This window comes from Collinsella sp. AF19-1LB (assembly GCF_003459655.1).
In the GTDB taxonomy this organism is placed as follows: Bacteria; Actinomycetota; Coriobacteriia; order Coriobacteriales; family Coriobacteriaceae; genus Collinsella.
This window is the reverse complement of record NZ_QRWO01000015.1, coordinates 23,222-39,294: the sequence shown is the minus strand read 5'-3', so window position 1 is coordinate 39,294 and position 16,073 is coordinate 23,222. Positions and strand designations below refer to the sequence as shown.

Below are 16,073 nucleotides of genomic sequence, written 5' to 3'. Positions count from 1 at the left end.
CAGCTCAGAACGGGGCGAAGCTTCCCTCAGGGCCTTTTTCGGAAACTATGTCCCATTCTGGGCGCGGATTCTGGGACACGCTTTCCGCAACGGGCCTCTCGCGGAAAGCACGTCCCACTCTGGACGCCAATTCCGGGATGCATTTTCCGCGGCGGCGTTGGCTACCTGCCGTCGTCGTCCTCGGCTTCTTCTCTTGCATAGAGCTCCAGCATGCGGCGGCGGTATTCGCGCACGGCGAGCTTGGCGCGCTCCAGACGGCGGCGCTCGCGTGGGGTCAGCTCGGACGGGTCGACCTCGTCTCCATAGGTCTTATCGGCAAGTAGGTGCGCCGCGTCCACGATGCGGGCATCGATGTGGCCGCTCGCCGCCTCGGCGGAAAGACGCTCGGCAATCGTATCGAGCGTAGGCAGGCCCTCGAATACGCGACCATGGCCATGCGAGGTCAGCAGCTCGTGCTCGCGTGCGAGCAGGCTCGCCAAATCGTGATGGGCGCGCAGGATGTCAAGTGCATCGGATGGATGCTCGGCAACCTCTGCCACGGCGGCGACCGGCGCGGCGTCGACTACGCGGTAGAAGAGCTGCGCGAGCAATGGCATCAAGAACACTGTGATGGCACCGGCGGCAACCATGACCGACGCAATATCTTGCGACAGCGCGCCCGCGTTGACGGCCAAGCTCGTTACGGCAACGATGATCGGCAGCGCCGTGGTGCAGTAGAGCGCCACGGTAATGCGGCCATACGCCGACACATCGCGCGTCACGGGACAAATGCTCATAGAGATGAGAATGGGCACGGCACGAATGATCAGCAGCGCCAAGATAAAGCCCACGAGCAGCCCGGGGCGCGACACCACGGCCGTCAGGTCGATCTTAGCGCCCGACACGGTAAAGAACACCGGGATCAAAAAGCCGTAGGCCAGGCCGTCGAGCTTGGTCTCAAGCGTATGGTTGCCCTCGGGGATGATGTAGCGCAAGACAAAGCCGGCGGCAAAAGAACCCAACACAATGTCGAGATCAAAGACGGCCGAGAAAGCCACGAGTGTGACCAGGATGAGCACCGTCAGGCGCACGAAGGTCTGCGACGTGGTATCGGCGCGCTCCTCGACAAACGCAAAGAAGCGGCTGCCGACGCGTTTGGAGCGGCTGGGGACCACGGCAAGCAGCACGCACACGGCGGCAAATAAGCCCAAGATCAGCAGCGTCTCGATGCCCGTACGGGCAGACAGCAGTACCGACATGGCGAGCACGGGGCCGAGCTCGCCCCACGTACCATAGGCAAGAATCGAATCACCGACGCGCGTTCCGGCAAGCAACCGCTCGCGCAAGATGGGCATGAGCGCCCCAAGCGCCGTCGAGGTCAAGGCGAGCGTCACGGCGATACCGTCGAAATGGCTGACCGAGAACCACGGGGTAAAGCGCACGGCAAGCCAGGCGATACAAAATGTGACAGCCCACGTGGCCATACCGTAGCGGCCCTCGATGCCCGTGATGTTCTTGGGATCGATCTCAAAGCCGGCAAGCAGGAACAAAAATGCCAGACCGAGCTCTGACACGAGCGAGACCTCGGCATCTACATGGATGACGCCGAGCATATGGGGTCCCAGCACTGCGCCGAACACGAGCAAAAAGACCGTTTCGGGAACGGGCTTTCCGGGAATCGCCGAGGCGATGAAGGGGCTTGCAAAGGCCACGAGCGCGATGATGGCGAGTGAAACGAATGCCATGTGATGCCTTTCTCTTGTTTGCGCATCACTGTAGCACCCTCGCCGTCCTCAACGCGCCGCGAGCTGTCGTATCATAGTGAGGTTTACAAACATGTGGCTCAAGGCGACCGCAGGGCAGACCCCGCAAACCGACCGCTGCCGCATACCGTACCGTACGCCCAACCGATCAGGAAGGCAGGAACCAATGGTCTCTCGTATTTACGTGGAGAAGAAACCCGGGTTCGACGTCGAGGCTCAGCAGCTCAAGGGCGAGCTGACCGAGATTCTCGGCATCAAGGGCATCGAGGCCCTGAGGATCATCAACCGCTACGACGTCGAGGGCATCGACGAGGAGCTTTTCCGCTCCTGCGTGCCGACCGTCTTTAGCGAGCCCCAGGTCGATGTGACCTACGACGAGCTCCCCGCAAGCGATAGCGCCGTCTTTGCCGTCGAATTCCTGCCTGGCCAGTTTGACCAGCGCGCCGACTCCGCCAGCGAGTGCGTGCAGCTCATCAGCCAGGGCGAGCGCCCCGCCGTGCGCTCCGCCAAGGTCTATATGATCTCGGGCGCTCTGGACGAAGCCGCCATCAAGGCCATCAAGGACTACGTGGTGAACCCCGTCGAGGCGCGCATCGCCTCGCTCGACTTGCCCGAGACGCTGTACATGGAGACGCCCGAGCCCCAACCCGTCGAGGTGCTCGACGGCTTCCGCGAGCTCGACGAGGCCGGCCTTGCCACCTTTATCGCCGATCGCGGCCTTGCTATGGACGAGGCGGACATTGCCTTCTGCCAGCAGTACTTCCGCGATGAGGATCGCGACCCCACCATCACCGAGATCCGCGTGATCGACACCTATTGGTCCGACCACTGCCGCCACACTACCTTCGGCACCGTCCTGGATGACGTGACGATCGACGACGCCGTGGTGCAGCAGGCCTTCGACCGCTACATGGAGATGCGCCACGAGCTCGGCCGCGACGCCAAGCCCGTCTGCCTCATGGACATGGGCACCATCGGCGCCAAGTACCTCAAGAAGACCGGCGTCATGACCGATGTCGATGAGTCCGAGGAGATCAACGCCTGCACCGTCAAGGTAAAGGTCGATGTCGATGGCGAGGACCAGGACTGGCTGTTCCTCTTTAAGAACGAGACCCATAACCACCCGACCGAGATCGAGCCCTTCGGCGGTGCCGCCACCTGCGTGGGCGGCGCCATCCGCGACCCGCTCTCGGGCCGCAGCTATGTGTACCAAGCCATGCGCGTCACCGGCGCCGGCGACCCCACCGTCCCGGTTTCCGAGACGCTCGAGGGCAAGCTGCCGCAGCGCAAGCTCGTAACCACCGCCGCCGCCGGCTACTCCAGCTACGGCAACCAGATCGGCCTTGCCACCGGCCAGGTCAACGAGCTCTATCACCCCGGCTACGTGGCCAAGCGCATGGAGGTCGGCGCCGTCGTGGGCGCTACCCCGGCAAACCACGTGCGTCGCGAGTGCCCCGCCCCCACCGACAAGATTATCCTGCTGGGCGGCCGCACCGGCCGTGACGGCATCGGTGGTGCCACCGGCTCCTCCAAGACCCAGAACACCGAGTCCATCGAGACCTCGGGCGCCGAGGTCCAGAAGGGCAACGCCCCGGTCGAGCGCAAGCTGCAGCGCCTCTTCCGCCGCGGCGACGCCTGTCGCCTGATCAAGCGCTGCAACGACTTTGGCGCCGGCGGCGTCTCGGTCGCCGTGGGCGAGCTTGCCGACGGCCTGTATGTCGACCTGGACACCGTGACCAAGAAGTACGACGGCCTGGACGGCACCGAGCTCGCCATCTCCGAGTCCCAGGAGCGTATGGCCTGCGCCGTCGCCGACGGTGACGTCGAGGAGTTCATGGGCTACGCCGCCGAGGAGAACCTGGAGGCGACCGTTATCGCCGAGGTTACCGCCGAGCCGCGCATGCGCATGGCCTGGAACGGTGTCGCCATCGTCGACCTATCCCGCGAGTTCCTCAACTCCAACGGCGCACCCAAGCACCAGGTCGCCCACGTGTGCGCCCGCAGCGTGTGGCAGCCCAGCTGGGCCGGCACCACACTTGCCGAGCGCATGACCTCGCTTGTCACCGACCTCAACGTTGCCTCCAACAAGGGCCTTTCCGAGCGCTTCGACTCCACCATCGGTGCCGCGACCGTGCTCATGCCTTTTGGCGGCAAGACGCAGCTCACCCCGAGCTCGGCCATGGTCGCCAAGTTCCCCGTGGACGGCGAGACCACCACGGCAAGCGCCATGGCATGGGGCTTCAACCCCTACCTGATGGAAGCCGACCAGTTTGCTGGCGCCTACCTGTCCGTGGTCGAGTCCATCGCCAAGCTCGTGGCTGCCGGCTTTGAGCACAAGCGCGCCTATCTCTCCTTCCAGGAGTACTTCGAGCGTCTGCGCACCGAGGCCGAACGCTGGGGCAAGCCCACGGCGGCCGTCCTGGGCGCCCTCATGGCCCAAGTCGACCTGGGTGCCGGCGCCATCGGTGGCAAGGATTCCATGAGCGGCTCGTTTGAGGACGAAGCCGGCGAGCTCAACGTTCCGCCGACTCTGATCAGCTTCGCTGTGGCCGTGGGCCGCGCGGCGCGCGCCGTCTCCCCTGAGTTCAAGGGCCTGACGCACCGCGTCGTCCGCATCGCCCCCGCTACCTACGGTGAGGACTACCGACCCGACGCCCAGCAGTTGCTCGCCGCGTTTGACGCCGTCGAGGCGCTCACCGCCACTGGCGACGCCCTGGCCGTCTCCACGCCCGGCTACGGCTGCGGCGCCGAGAGCCTCTTTAAGATGTGCGTCGGCAACCAGATCGGCATCGAGCTTGCCGAGGATGTGGACGTGGAGAGCCTCTTCACCCCGCTCTACGGCAGCTTTATCGTCGAGCTCGCCGAGGACGCCGAGCTGCCCGAGGTCGCCGACGGCGTTGTCGTCGAGCCCCTGGGCACCACCGTCGAGGGCTATGTCATCGACACCGGCTCCGAGGTCATCGAGCTCGCCGAGCTCCAGGAAGCCTGGGAGAGCGGCATCGAGAGCGTCTTCGCCTACCGCAGCGCCGGCGAGACCCCCGAGGTCGAGACCATCGACTTCCGCGCCAAGGACATCCACGTGTACGGCGGCGCCAAGATCGCCCGCCCGCGCGTGATCATCCCCGTGTTCCCCGGCAACAACTGCGAGTACGACAGCGCCCGCGCCTTCCGTGCCGCCGGTGCCGAGGCCGACACCTTCGTGATCAACAACCTCACGCCCGAGGCCGTCGCCGAGAGCACCCACGAGCTTGCCCGCCGCATCCGTGCAAGCCAGATCGTCATGATCCCCGGCGGCTTCTCGGGCGGCGACGAGCCCGATGGCTCCGCGAAGTTCATCACGGCGTTCTTCCGCGCTCCCGAGGTCACCGAAGCAGTCCGCGACCTGCTCCAGGCCCGCGACGGCCTGATGCTGGGCATTTGCAACGGCTTCCAGGCCCTGGTCAAGCTCGGCCTGGTGCCCTACGGCGACATCGTCGACGCCACGCCCGATGCGCCCACGCTGACGTTCAACACCATCGGTCGCCATCAGAGCCGTCTGGTGCGCACCCGTATCTCGTCCAACCTGTCCCCGTGGCTGTCGCAGTGCAGCCTGGACGACCCCTACACCGTCGCCATCAGCCACGGCGAGGGCCGCTTTGTCGCCAACGACGAGGTGCTCGCCCAGCTCATCGCCAACGGCCAGGTCGCCACGCAGTACGTGGGCGAAGACGGCAAGCCCAGCATGGATCTTTCCGTCAACCCCAACGGCTCCGCACTCGCCATCGAGGGCATCACGAGCCCCGACGGCCGCGTCCTGGGCAAGATGGGCCATGCCGAGCGTCGCGGCGACAACCTGTACCGCAACGTGCCCGAGCATGTCCCTGGCGATAAGTTCATGCCGATCTTTGAGAGCGGCGTGGCCTACTTCGCTTAATGCGTCCCATCGGGTACAATCCCCTCGGGTAACAACACCCGCCACCGGCACACCCGGTGGCGGGTTCTTTTTTGCTTCACGCATACAGGAAGGACATCATGGAAAGCCGCAAGCCGTATCTCGCCACCCTGCCCGGACTCGTCCTGGGCTGCCTCGTCTGCTGCGCGCTCTGGGGATCGGCTTTCCCCTGCATCAAGATCGGCTACGGCCTCTTTGGCATTCCCTCGCACGACGGCGCCTCGCAGCTGCTCTTCGCAGGTTTGCGCTTTACGCTTGCCGGCGCCCTGGTTATCGTCGGGATGAGCGCGGCTCAGCGCCGTCCACTCGTTCCGCAAGCGCGCGATATCAAACCCATCTGCATCTTGTCGCTCTTCCAGACTATCGGGCAGTACTTCTTTTTCTACCTGGGACTCTCCCGTGCAAGCGCCATGTCGAGTTCCATCATCGAAGCCAGCGCCAACTTCCTCGCAATCCTCTTTGCCGCCCTGGCGTTTCGCACCGAGGAGCTCGATACGGCCAAGGTGCTTGGCTGTATGCTGGGCTTTGCCGGCGTCGCGCTCGTCAACCTTTCGGGCGCAGACGGCACCTTTGGCTTTACGCTCGACGGCGAGGGCTTTATCCTAGCCTCCACCGTCGCGGGTGCCCTTTCGACCTGCCTCATTGGCATCTTCTCGCGCGAGCACGACGGCGTCTTGCTCGCCGGCTGGCAGTTTTTAGTCGGTGGCTTGGTCCTTACCGCCATCGGCTTTTTGATGGGCGGTGCGCTCTCCCCCACGGCGATTGCCCCCGCCATCGCACTCATCATCTATATGGCACTCATCTCCGCAGTCGCGTACTCGCTGTGGTCGCGCCTGCTTGCCGTCAACCCCGTCAGCCGCGTCTCGGTCTTTGGGTTTATGAACCCCGTCTTTGGTGTGGTGCTGAGCGCGCTGCTGCTCGGCGAGGGCGCTGGCACGAGCCCCGTTACCGTCATCGTTGCCCTACTGTTGGTCTGCGCCGGCATCATCATCGTCAACAAACCCAAAAAGGTCTAACGAGCTGCCCTATTTAGCAGAGGGGATTCATATACTTTAGTTTAATGGAGTACATCGGAGAGCCGAGGGCCACCATGCACGCAAGCGTGTGCCCCTTTTTCTAGCGTATCTGGACGCCGGACTTCTTTTTCTCGGCCTTGACGCGGTAGAGCTCCGCGTCGGCAGCGCGAAGTAAGTCTTGCCAGGTATCGACACCGTCACCGACCCGTGCATAGCCGATGGACATCCGCAACAAATACGGAACCTCGGCGCGTGCGAGCTCGTCGTTGATTGTCGCGCACAGACGCATGATGTCCTGCTCCGCCGTCACCTTTTGAAGCACCACGAACTCATCGCCGCCATAACGTGCGATAAAGCCACCAGACGCCGAGCAGACCTCTTTGAGCGTAGCAGATATGACCTGGAGGGCATGATCGCCCTCAACATGTCCATACCGGTCGTTAATCTGCTTAAAGCCGTCAGCGTCCATCATAAGCAGATATACATCTTCGGCCTGATCCACATTTGAAAAGAGCGACAGCATATAGGTCTCAAAACGGTTGCGATTGTTGAGGCCAGTCAACGGGTCGGTCGAGATCAGCTGCTCCTGGTAGATGATGTAGAGCAGCAGGATGCTCAGCGTTATACCGACACAAAGGCCCGGTACCGAAAACAAAACCTGGAAGGTACCGCCCACCAGAGCGGGAACCACAAAAAAGGCGAGGGTGCGATAAATGGCCTTCGTTTGCAAGCTTTCGACTTTTCGAGCCTGAATAAAGGCATGCAAGGACGTATATATGATGTAGCAGTAGCTCACGATAGGTTGAATCATATAAAGCGCTCCGCGACGATATACGCCCTGCGCATCGATATAGAACATAGTGTGCGTCCAGTAGCTGGTAAATGCCAGCACGACCACCAATACGGTTGGCAACGTCACGATCGCAACCCTATAGCGCGCGGTCAAAAGGCGAGAGCCCTGCACTGTCTCGGAATAGAAAAACCAAATGAGGCACGCGATGGCGAACAGCGAAAACGAGACCGCGTTGGAAATCCAGTTGGCCGTGATGCCTACAGGAGTGCTCACGCCGTCCGAGAGCGTCCAGATCATATCGAAGAAAATGTAGGCAGCAGAGGTATAGCCGAGCATGCTAAACAAGAGCTGCTGGGTACTCGAGAACAAGGAGCGACGACTTCGCGCGGCAAGCCCGATAAGAACAATCATGCATAGCAGGAATATCTCAATCTTGAGTGCCTTAACCACTAGACGCCATCCCTTCAATATCCAAGTGGTCAGAATCGCCCAATTCGAATCTGGGCAACAAACACCCCCTACTCCGCAGGGGTAAGGGGAATCATAGCAGAGCGCCCGAACGTCACTGCAAGACAGCTTTCGTTCGGACGCTCAAACGGCGCGAGTTGCACGCCGGCATCATTGATTGGTAGCGATTGCTATTCGCCATCGATGTCGGTCGCGACGGCCTCCTCGATGGCCTCGACACCGGCAGGCGACAGATCCTCCTTGCCCTGGCAGAACTTCTTGTCGACCCAGCCGGTCAGAATCGGGGCCATGATTGCCGTGATGATGACGGCGGTGGCGATCTGCGCATACGCGGTGGGCGCAAGCTCGGCATAGCGCGGAGCGACCTCGGCGAGGGCGACCGGCGTGGTCATAGCCGTGCCGGCGATAGTGGAGCAGGCAACTGCCGCCTTGCCGTTACCACCGCACAGGCGCTCGAACGCAAAGGTGATGGGGCCGACGATAAAGAGCGTGATGAGGCCCAGCAGGATGCCCGAGATGCCGCCGGTGATAAAGCTCGACAGGCTCATGGACGCACCGAGCTGAAAACCGATGACAGCGATCGCGGGATTGGCGCCGGGGACCAGCAGGTTCTTGATGAACGGGAAGAGGTTGCCCAGAACCATACCGATAACGAGCGGCAAAATGGAGCCGATGATGGTGCCGACGGGGATGTTGGCGAGACCCGAGACACCGAGGATGATCATCGTGACGGCGGGGCCGGCCGTAAAGAACAGGATACCGACGGCGCCCTGCTCGGACTCATCGCCGAACTCGCCCATGATGCCCGTGTAGAGCGCCATGTTGCAAAACGTAATGCCGCCGATGATGGAGACCGAGCTCAGACCCAAAAGGTTATCGTTAAAGAAGTACGCGACGCCCAGGCCCAACGCGGCCGCAACAACAAGCTTGGGGATCAGCACGACGATGCCGGTCTTGATAGCGCCCGGCGTGGACTTAAAGCTGATGCCGGCACCCACAAACAGCAGGATCGCGGCAACGATGGTGTTGGAACCACCGCGGCAGGCGGCGGTAAAGAAGCCGCCGATCTCAAAGACCTGCGGGCAGAAGGTATTGAGCAAAAGGCCAACGATCATCGGGTAGATCATGATGTCACCCGGGATACGCGGGACTTTGAATTTCTTTTGCTCGTTGGCGGTCGCTTCCTGTGCCATGAAACCCCCATTTCCGCCGACGCAGAACAAAAGCCCACGTCACACTTTGCTACAGTAAAGTTTGACCATGGTACCAGAAGAAGCAGACCGCCTCGGTGAGAAATTCGATTCGTTGTGCCGGGACGCTAAACGTGCCCCGCTCTTATATGAGGCTCAAAACGATATAGAACACGATGCCCGAGACGCAGCACCACAACATCGACTTTGTCTTGATTGCCACCGCCACGACGCCGGCGGCCGCAATCCAGGGAATCAAGCCCTGCCACAAGCCGGCGTCGAAAGCGCCAGGGCTTATCAAATCGTTGGCGACCAGCGCCGCAAAGGCGGCAGGCGGAATATAACCCAAGGCCTCGGTAACGCGGGGCGACAGCGTTCTCCCGCGCAAGGCAAACGCCGGGGCAATGCGGAAAAACGCGATGGCCGCCCATGACGATAGCCATAGGACCAAAAACTCATTAACGGGCATCGCGAGCGCCCCTTCCCTCGGCGAGGACATCGCACGCGAGTGCCGTGACAACGCCGACGAGTACACTTGCCGGCACGGCGATATTCGTCCACCCCCAGAACTTGCATATGGCGACGGACACCGCAGCCAAACCGGCAGCTACGACATTGCCGCGCGACAGTCGCTGCGAAAAGAGTAGGCAGATAAAGAGCGATGTGCAGACAAAACCCGCAATAGCGGTGGGAACATCGACAACGGCGCCGACGATGGCGCCCGTCGTACACGAAACGCCCCATATTGCGATGAGGATCACGCTGAGCACAAAGGACTCGAGCGGACCCCAATCCTCCCCTTTAACCAACTTGGCAAGCGAGATGCCATATGCCTCCTCGGTAAGCGTCGCGGCAACAGCCAGCGTCTGACGCTTCGAGGCACCCCTCAGATGCGGTGCGATCGATGCCGAGTAAAGCGCAAAGCGCGAGGAGATTGCGGCGACGCTCGCGACGATCGACGCCTCAGGCACACCCGCCAGCCACAGATTGCAGATCATAAACTGCCCGCTGCCCGTCACGAACGTGCTGCTCAGAGCAAAAACCATCCAGGGTTCCATTCCCGTCTGCGCCATAATCATTCCGCACGGCGCGGCTATCGCAACATAGGTAAGCATCACCGGCCAGACGGTTTTAACGATTTTGAGCACCATAGCGTTCCTCGTCCCGACAAGATTTCCGAGCCGCATTCAACGACACGGCAGAACCATCGCCCGATGGCAACCGAGTTCACCTACAATTGCCACCGGATCGAAAGACACAGAAAGACACAACTTTTTAGGAAGTCATTATGACAGCTATCGATCGAACGCGGGCTGCCGCGGCCTTCAAGACCTACACCGATGCCTACGATGCCGCCAATCCGCGTATCGCGCTCAAAATCGAGCATACGTACCACGTTGCCGAGGCATGCGATGCCGTGGCACGCGAACAGGGCTGGTCACCGCAGGACATTGACTTGGCGTGGCTTTGCGGCCTGCTGCACGATATGGGCCGCTTTGAGCAGCTGCGACGCTGGGATACGTTTAAGGATGCCGAGAGCATGAGCCATGCGGCGTTGGGCGTCGAGGTTCTCTTTGGCGAAAACCCTGCAGACACGCCCGCGACAACAAGTATCCGCGACTTTATCGACGATCCGGTAGAAGACGAACTCATTCGAGCGAGCATTGCCTATCACAGCGATTTCCGTCTGCCCGCGCAGCTCGGCGAGCGCACGCGGCGCTTCTGCGATATTGTGCGCGATGGCGACAAGATCGACATCATGCGCACCATCGCCGACAGTACCGTCGACACCATCCTCAAAGTAAATGAGGACGCGTTTCTTGCCAGCCACTTCTCGGCACCGACGCTGGCCGCCTTTGACGAGCACCGCTGCGTCACGCGCGATGAGCGCAATGAGCCCGCGGACTACTTGGTGGGGCTTATCTGCTTTATGTTTGAGCTTGTCTATCCGGCAAGCCGCGCGCTGGCGCGCGAGCAGGGCGATATCTACCGCCTGCTCGACGCGCCCTTTGGTATCACGCGCCCCTTTACCGATCCCGCCACGCAAGCGACCTGGGAGCGCTTAAAGAAGGAGATGCGCGCTTGGCTGACCGGCGCCTAGTGTTCGAGCTGGGCCAGGAGCTCTTCGACGACTTCGACGGCGTCGCCGACAACTTTATACTGCGCAGCGCCGAAGATGGGGGCATCTGGGTCCTCGTTGACGGCGATGATGCACTCCGCACCGCCGATGCCGGCAAGATGCTGGATGGCACCCGAAACGCCGATGCTCACAAGGAGCTTGGGCGAAACCGACACGCCCGTCTGGCCAATCTGGTGGCGATACTCCAGCCAGCCCGCCTCCACGACGGGTCGCGTGCAGCCGAGCTCGGCACCCAGGGCTTCGGCGAGCTTTCGCATCAAGGGTAGGTTTTTCTTGGAGCCAATACCGCGACCCACAACAACTAGACGCTCGGCATCGGCAATCGAAGCCTGCTGGCCCCATTCCTCGGCGGGAATCGAAATCTCGACACGAGCCTTGGCGTCTTCCGCAAGTAATACCTGGGTAATCGTTCCGGAGCGGCTATAGTCAAAGTCGGGCGCCTTAAAAATGCCGGGGCGCACCGTTGCCATCTGGGGACGGTGGTTGGGGCAGATAATGGTGGCCATCAAGTTGCCGCCAAACGCCGGACGCGTCTGTTGCAGCAGGCCCGTCTCCGTATCCATCGAAAGCACGGTGCAGTCGGCCGTAAGGCCCGTCCGCAGGCGCACGGCAACGCCAGGCGCCAGCTCGCGGCCAAAAGCGGTCGCACCGTACAGAATGGCTTCGGGCTTGCGCTCGGCTACCAAATCGCAGATGAGGCGAGCATAGACCTCCGCGTCGTTCTGACGCAGGCGCTCGTCACGACAGACCAGAACTTCGTCCGCACCGGCGCAAACCAGATGCTCCAGGTCCTCAAGCGAGCCCTCGGGGCCCATGCCGACCAGCGCCACCAGGCGACAGCCGCGTGCATCGGCAAGCTCGCGGCCCTTGCCCATGAGCTCGTAGGCCACCGGGGCCACGTCATCGTGCTCGTCGGTCTGAACGAATACCCAAATGTCTCGATACGCATCGAGGTCAACCGCGCCGGCGGCCTCGTCGCGCTCGATCGAAATGGCGTTGACGGGACAGGCGTCGACGCACCCGCCGCACAAGATGCAGCCGTCGGTCACATGGGCGCAGCGGTTGGGGCGCTCGCCCTCCACCACAATGCCACCCGAGGCACAGGCGCGAACGCAGCGGCCACAGCCAACGCATGCCTCGCTATCGATTATCAGTCCGCTCATCTATGCCATCCCCTCGATAATCTTGGCAAGCTTTGCCGCCTGTTCGACCGGCGTGCCCTCGATGGCCTCGCACGTTTGGTCACGGTCGAGCACAAACGAGCGCACGACCTGCGTCGGCGATCCGGTAAGGCCGCAGCGCAAAGGGTCGGCATGCACATCGGCAGCACTGACCACCCGCACATCCGCATCTTCGGCCGCGCGAATGCCGGCGATGCTCGGCATGCGCAGCTGGCCGATCTCCTTGGCGGTCGTCATCGCGCACGGCATCTCCAGATACACCGTCTCCTCGCCGGCATCGCAGCCGTGAACAAGCGCCAGTGAACCACAGGTCGTAAAGCCCGCGCTCTGCACGCAGCTCACGTCGGTCACGCAGGGAATCTCAAAGGCACCGGCAAGCTCGGGACCAATCTGGGCCGTATCGCCGTCCACCGCCATCTTGCCGCAGATGAGCAGGTCGAAGTCCTCGTCGAGCGCCTCGATGCCGCACTTGAGGGCATAGGTGGTTGCCAGGGTATCGGCACCTGCAAAGGCGCGATCGGTTAGCAGCAGTGCGTCATCGGCGCCGCGGGCGATGCAGTCGCGCAGTAGCAATTCGGTTGCAGGGATACCCATCGATACCACCGTCACGCGCACATCCATGCCAAAGCCGATAAAGTCGTCCTTGAGCGCCAACGCACATTCGAGGGCACTTGCATCGAAGGGATTAATGACCGCCTGCTTGCCATCGCGCACGATGGTATTGGTTTTGGGGTCCATCTTGACCTCGGTGCTTCCCGGCACCGCCTTGACGCACACCACCATATGGAAATCACTCATCTTCACGCGCCCCCTTTCTGGACGAGTTCATCCAAGAGCTTCTCCGAAAACAGGTTGCCACGGCCCAGCTGCCCGGCAGGATCGAGCTGCAGCTTGAGTCGAGCCGATTCAACCATGGCCTCGTGGCCGTACATCGTCTCCAAAAAGCCCGCTTTGATCTTGCCGACGCCGTGCTCGGCAGAGACGGCGCCGCCCATAGCCGTTACCTCCGCAGCCCACTGGGCAAACAGCTCACCGCCGCGACGGTAGTCTTGCGCATCGCGAGGCAGGATATTCACATGCAGATGGTTGTTGCCGATATGTCCCCAGGCGGCAGACTCAAGCCCGCTTTCGGCCAGCGTGCGGCGATAGAGGGCAACGACATCGGCCAGGCGCGTGTTGGGCACCGACATATCCGACCCCAGCTTGGTAATGGTGGGGTCGGTGCGGCGGCGCTCGTCGATGAGCATGTTGACGCTCTCGGGAACGGCGTGGCGGAAGAACCGCTGGCATTCGCGATCGACCTCGGTGCGTGCAACCCAGGTCGCGTCGTCGTGGCCGCCCGCAAGCTCCAAAACCCATCCCAGGTGGTACAGCTCCTCGGTCGCTTGCGCCTCGTCGTCGCAGTCGAGTTCCACGTAAACACAGACCTTTGCCTCATCGTCGAGTGCCGGCAGCGAGGCAAACGCGGTCGACTGCTCGCGCTGGCGGCGAAGGATATCCAAGGCGCCGGCATCGAAATACTCAATAGCGGCGGCATGGGACAGCACGGGGCGCACGGAATCGGTAAAGGACACCGCCTTGTCCTCGCTGTCGAAAAAGCAGCTCACACCCCATACGACCGAAGGTGCCGCCTGCAAGGCAATCTCGAGCTCGGTAATGACGCCGAGTGTGCCGCACGCACCGATAAAGAGGTCGATGGCGTCCATATCGTCCGAAACGAAATAACCCGACGCGTTTTTGGTCTTGGGCATGGTATAGCCAGGAAGATCCAGCTCGAGCGCGCGGCCTTCCGCTGTCACGAGCGACAAGTGGCGTGCGTCAGCGTGCGCCTGACCTCGATGAAGCTCAAGCAGGTCGCCGTCCGCCAGTGCCACGTGAAGCCCCGTAACGTGCGGGCGCATGGGGCCGTAGGCGTAACTGCGGGCACCGGAGGCATTGCACGCCGCCATGCCACCCAGGCAGGCAGATGCCTCGGTGGGATCGGTGGGAAAGAACTGCTCAGGAGCTGCCTGGAACTCCTCATAGGCCTCAAGCGACACCTGATCCCAGTCAGCGGTCGGCAATGCCTTCTTACCCAGCTGCTTGCGCAACTCCGAAAGCACGACGCCCGGCTCCACGCGCAGCAGAAAACGGCCTCGCTCGTCGCGGCGAAGACCCAGGTAGCGATTCATACGAGAAGTGTTGAGGATATGTCCGCCGTGAGGCACGGCACCGGCAGCCAGACCGGTCCGAGCACCCTGGACCGTTATCGGAACATGCTCGGCATGGAGCTTTCGCAGAATGGCGCGAACTTCGTCCTCCGTTGTCGGAAACGAGATGCTCGACGCCTCGCCCGATGTGCGAGATTCATCGCGACCATATTCTTCGAACTCGTCGCCGAAGGGTTTGATGGCTGCAGACACGCGAACTCCCCCTTTAGTTAACTACAGTGTTTGCAGGGAGATGTTACCGCATCGTTTCGTCGACGTGACTGAGACCGTCTCCATAATTGGCGAATTTTACGTTTGCGCAATTCGGCGAGCGGCGGCGTTTTCTCGGCAGGCGCTCTATTTAACGCGCTCCTTTCCATCGCAGCCACGCACACAATTGGCGCTCGAAAAAACTTGAGATATTTTTTAGCGTCTCTCACCTGCGGCGATGTAAACCCGTCAAGCATTTGGTCAGAAATTGGTCAAGTTGTGGCTGATACGGTCGGCATCGACAGCCAAAACCAATAGAAGGTTTGGCCCAAAAACAGGGAGGTTCCCATGGCATATTACTGGCCCCAGTACGGCATCGCCATCGAAGTTGACGATGACCCATATCTTCTGCCCTTCGATGAGGAGGCATTTCCCGATGCGGTTGTCTATCACGTCACCACCGACGTGATTTGCGATCCCGAATCGTTTTCGGCACTCGCCCACCACATCGCCCACATCCACGACATCAAACTCGACCCAAACTTCGACGAGCTCATCTACTCGCGACGCCTCATGCTCCACATGCTCTTTGGCGCCGATCCGTCCACGTTCGCGCGCGTCTATACCACTAAGGATGCCGCATGAGCGTAAGGAAGCAGTCGAGCCCCCTAGGGTCAAAACATCGAAAAAGGCTCGGCGTTGTCTGCCTGGCCATCGCCTGCGCCCTTATCGCCGTCGGCCTTTACGCCTGGCAGTCAAAGCCTGTCGCCGAGACAGGTGCCTCGGTCACAGCGGCGGAGGGTAAGTCGCGCCAGGAAATCCAGGACGAGCTCGATGCCATCGTCCGCGACAACATGATGACAATCTCGGTCGCACCGGTCGCCCAGCTACAAAAAGGCGGCAAGCTGCGCGTCAACGTGCAAAACGTCCAGGATAACAAGTTTCCCCAGCGTTTCCGCGTGATCCAAAACGACGAGACCATCTATGAATCGGGGGTGGTCGAGACCGGCAAGACCGTTGAGACCTGCCCCGCAGGCGACATCAAAGAAGGCGAGGCGTATATCGAGATTCAAGCGCTCGACGCCAAGACCTACGACGCCCATGGCAATCCCACGCGCATCAAGGTGCGGGTTGCGCAGACAGAAGACTAGACCTGCCACCTGTTATGAAAATGCGCACCCGTGCCGCTTTCGTCTAACCCTCACGGAAACGG

Annotated in this window: 13 protein-coding genes; 5 read left to right on the top strand and 8 right to left on the bottom strand. The window is 61.6% G+C overall.

From position 1 onward, the window contains the following. Positions 1–161: 161 nt before the first annotated feature. Complete coding sequence (locus DWX39_RS05730; protein ID WP_117758804.1) at positions 162–1,724, bottom strand: cation:proton antiporter; 1,563 nt, start codon at positions 1,722–1,724, stop codon at positions 162–164. A 184-nt stretch (positions 1,725–1,908) separates the two neighbouring features. Here DWX39_RS05730 and DWX39_RS05725 point away from each other — a divergent pair, with 184 nt between their 5' ends. Together DWX39_RS05725 and DWX39_RS05720 are read left to right on the top strand one after the other, a co-directional pair. Further along, complete coding sequence (locus DWX39_RS05725) at positions 1,909–5,655, top strand: phosphoribosylformylglycinamidine synthase (protein WP_117758803.1); 3,747 nt, start codon at positions 1,909–1,911, stop codon at positions 5,653–5,655. Positions 5,656–5,753: 98 nt separating this feature from the next. Next, on the top strand, positions 5,754–6,689 hold the full coding sequence (locus DWX39_RS05720) for a DMT family transporter (protein WP_117758802.1): 936 nt from the start codon (positions 5,754–5,756) through the stop codon (positions 6,687–6,689). Positions 6,690–6,789: 100 nt separating this feature from the next. On the opposite strand, the gene DWX39_RS05715 is transcribed toward DWX39_RS05720, so the two are convergent. The 4 genes from DWX39_RS05715 to DWX39_RS05700 all read right to left on the bottom strand — a co-directional run bounded on the left by DWX39_RS05715 (position 6,790) and on the right by DWX39_RS05700 (position 10,291). After that, the gene (locus DWX39_RS05715; RefSeq protein WP_117758801.1) at positions 6,790–7,932 is read right to left on the bottom strand and encodes a diguanylate cyclase; all 1,143 of its coding nucleotides are present in this window, start codon (positions 7,930–7,932) and stop codon (positions 6,790–6,792) included. A gap of 188 nt (positions 7,933–8,120) precedes the next feature. Continuing rightward, the gene (locus DWX39_RS05710; RefSeq protein WP_055250648.1) at positions 8,121–9,143 is read right to left on the bottom strand and encodes a 2-keto-3-deoxygluconate permease; all 1,023 of its coding nucleotides are present in this window, start codon (positions 9,141–9,143) and stop codon (positions 8,121–8,123) included. 142 nt (positions 9,144–9,285) lie between these two features. Continuing rightward, complete coding sequence (locus DWX39_RS05705; protein ID WP_117758800.1) at positions 9,286–9,609, bottom strand: AzlD domain-containing protein; 324 nt, start codon at positions 9,607–9,609, stop codon at positions 9,286–9,288. Beyond that, positions 9,599–10,291 (bottom strand): AzlC family ABC transporter permease, encoded by a 693-nt coding sequence (locus tag DWX39_RS05700; protein WP_158561622.1) that lies wholly within the window; start codon positions 10,289–10,291, stop codon positions 9,599–9,601. The genes DWX39_RS05705 and DWX39_RS05700 overlap by 11 nt, the downstream gene beginning before the upstream one ends. 137 nt (positions 10,292–10,428) lie before the next feature. On the opposite strand from DWX39_RS05700, the gene DWX39_RS05695 reads away from it, so the two are divergent. Next, positions 10,429–11,241: an HD domain-containing protein gene (locus DWX39_RS05695; RefSeq protein WP_117758798.1), complete on the top strand. Its 813-nt coding sequence runs from the start codon at positions 10,429–10,431 to the stop codon at positions 11,239–11,241. On the opposite strand, the gene DWX39_RS05690 is transcribed toward DWX39_RS05695, so the two are convergent. From DWX39_RS05690 to DWX39_RS05680, 3 genes are read right to left on the bottom strand one after another with little or no spacing between them, the layout of a single operon-like run. After that, positions 11,238–12,443 (bottom strand): electron transfer flavoprotein subunit alpha, encoded by a 1,206-nt coding sequence (locus tag DWX39_RS05690; protein WP_117758797.1) that lies wholly within the window; start codon positions 12,441–12,443, stop codon positions 11,238–11,240. The two genes, DWX39_RS05695 and DWX39_RS05690, sit on opposite strands and share 4 nt — an antisense overlap. Further along, on the bottom strand, positions 12,444–13,259 hold the full coding sequence (locus DWX39_RS05685) for an electron transfer flavoprotein subunit beta/FixA family protein (protein ID WP_117758796.1): 816 nt from the start codon (positions 13,257–13,259) through the stop codon (positions 12,444–12,446). 2 nt (positions 13,260–13,261) lie between these two features. Further along, complete coding sequence (locus tag DWX39_RS05680; protein WP_117758795.1) at positions 13,262–14,863, bottom strand: FAD-binding oxidoreductase; 1,602 nt, start codon at positions 14,861–14,863, stop codon at positions 13,262–13,264. 345 nt (positions 14,864–15,208) lie between these two features. On the opposite strand from DWX39_RS05680, the gene DWX39_RS05675 reads away from it, so the two are divergent. Further along, positions 15,209–15,505: a hypothetical protein gene (locus tag DWX39_RS05675; protein WP_117758794.1), complete on the top strand. Its 297-nt coding sequence runs from the start codon at positions 15,209–15,211 to the stop codon at positions 15,503–15,505. Further along, positions 15,502–16,011 carry a hypothetical protein gene (locus tag DWX39_RS05670; RefSeq protein ID WP_117758793.1) on the top strand — a complete coding sequence of 170 codons (510 nt, stop codon included), beginning with the start codon at positions 15,502–15,504 and terminating at the stop codon, positions 16,009–16,011. Before DWX39_RS05675 ends, DWX39_RS05670 begins: the two co-directional genes overlap by 4 nt. Positions 16,012–16,073 lie beyond the last annotated feature (62 nt).

Bases quoted from the DNA above. Each gene is read 5' to 3' on its own strand.
- DWX39_RS05710 (WP_055250648.1), bottom strand. From the start codon at position 9,143: ATGGCACAGGAAGCGACCGCCAACGAGCAAAAGAAATTCAAAGTCCCG.
- DWX39_RS05690 (WP_117758797.1), bottom strand. From the start codon at position 12,443: ATGAGCGGACTGATAATCGATAGCGAGGCATGCGTTGGCTGTGGCCGC.
- DWX39_RS05725 (WP_117758803.1), top strand. From the start codon at position 1,909: ATGGTCTCTCGTATTTACGTGGAGAAGAAACCCGGGTTCGACGTCGAG.
- DWX39_RS05700 (WP_158561622.1), bottom strand. From the start codon at position 10,291: ATGGTGCTCAAAATCGTTAAAACCGTCTGGCCGGTGATGCTTACCTAT.
- DWX39_RS05675 (WP_117758794.1), top strand. From the start codon at position 15,209: ATGGCATATTACTGGCCCCAGTACGGCATCGCCATCGAAGTTGACGAT.
- DWX39_RS05720 (WP_117758802.1), top strand. From the start codon at position 5,754: ATGGAAAGCCGCAAGCCGTATCTCGCCACCCTGCCCGGACTCGTCCTG.
- DWX39_RS05730 (WP_117758804.1), bottom strand. From the start codon at position 1,724: ATGGCATTCGTTTCACTCGCCATCATCGCGCTCGTGGCCTTTGCAAGC.
- DWX39_RS05705 (WP_117758800.1), bottom strand. From the start codon at position 9,609: ATGCCCGTTAATGAGTTTTTGGTCCTATGGCTATCGTCATGGGCGGCC.
- DWX39_RS05695 (WP_117758798.1), top strand. From the start codon at position 10,429: ATGACAGCTATCGATCGAACGCGGGCTGCCGCGGCCTTCAAGACCTAC.
- DWX39_RS05670 (WP_117758793.1), top strand. From the start codon at position 15,502: ATGAGCGTAAGGAAGCAGTCGAGCCCCCTAGGGTCAAAACATCGAAAA.
- DWX39_RS05685 (WP_117758796.1), bottom strand. From the start codon at position 13,259: ATGAGTGATTTCCATATGGTGGTGTGCGTCAAGGCGGTGCCGGGAAGC.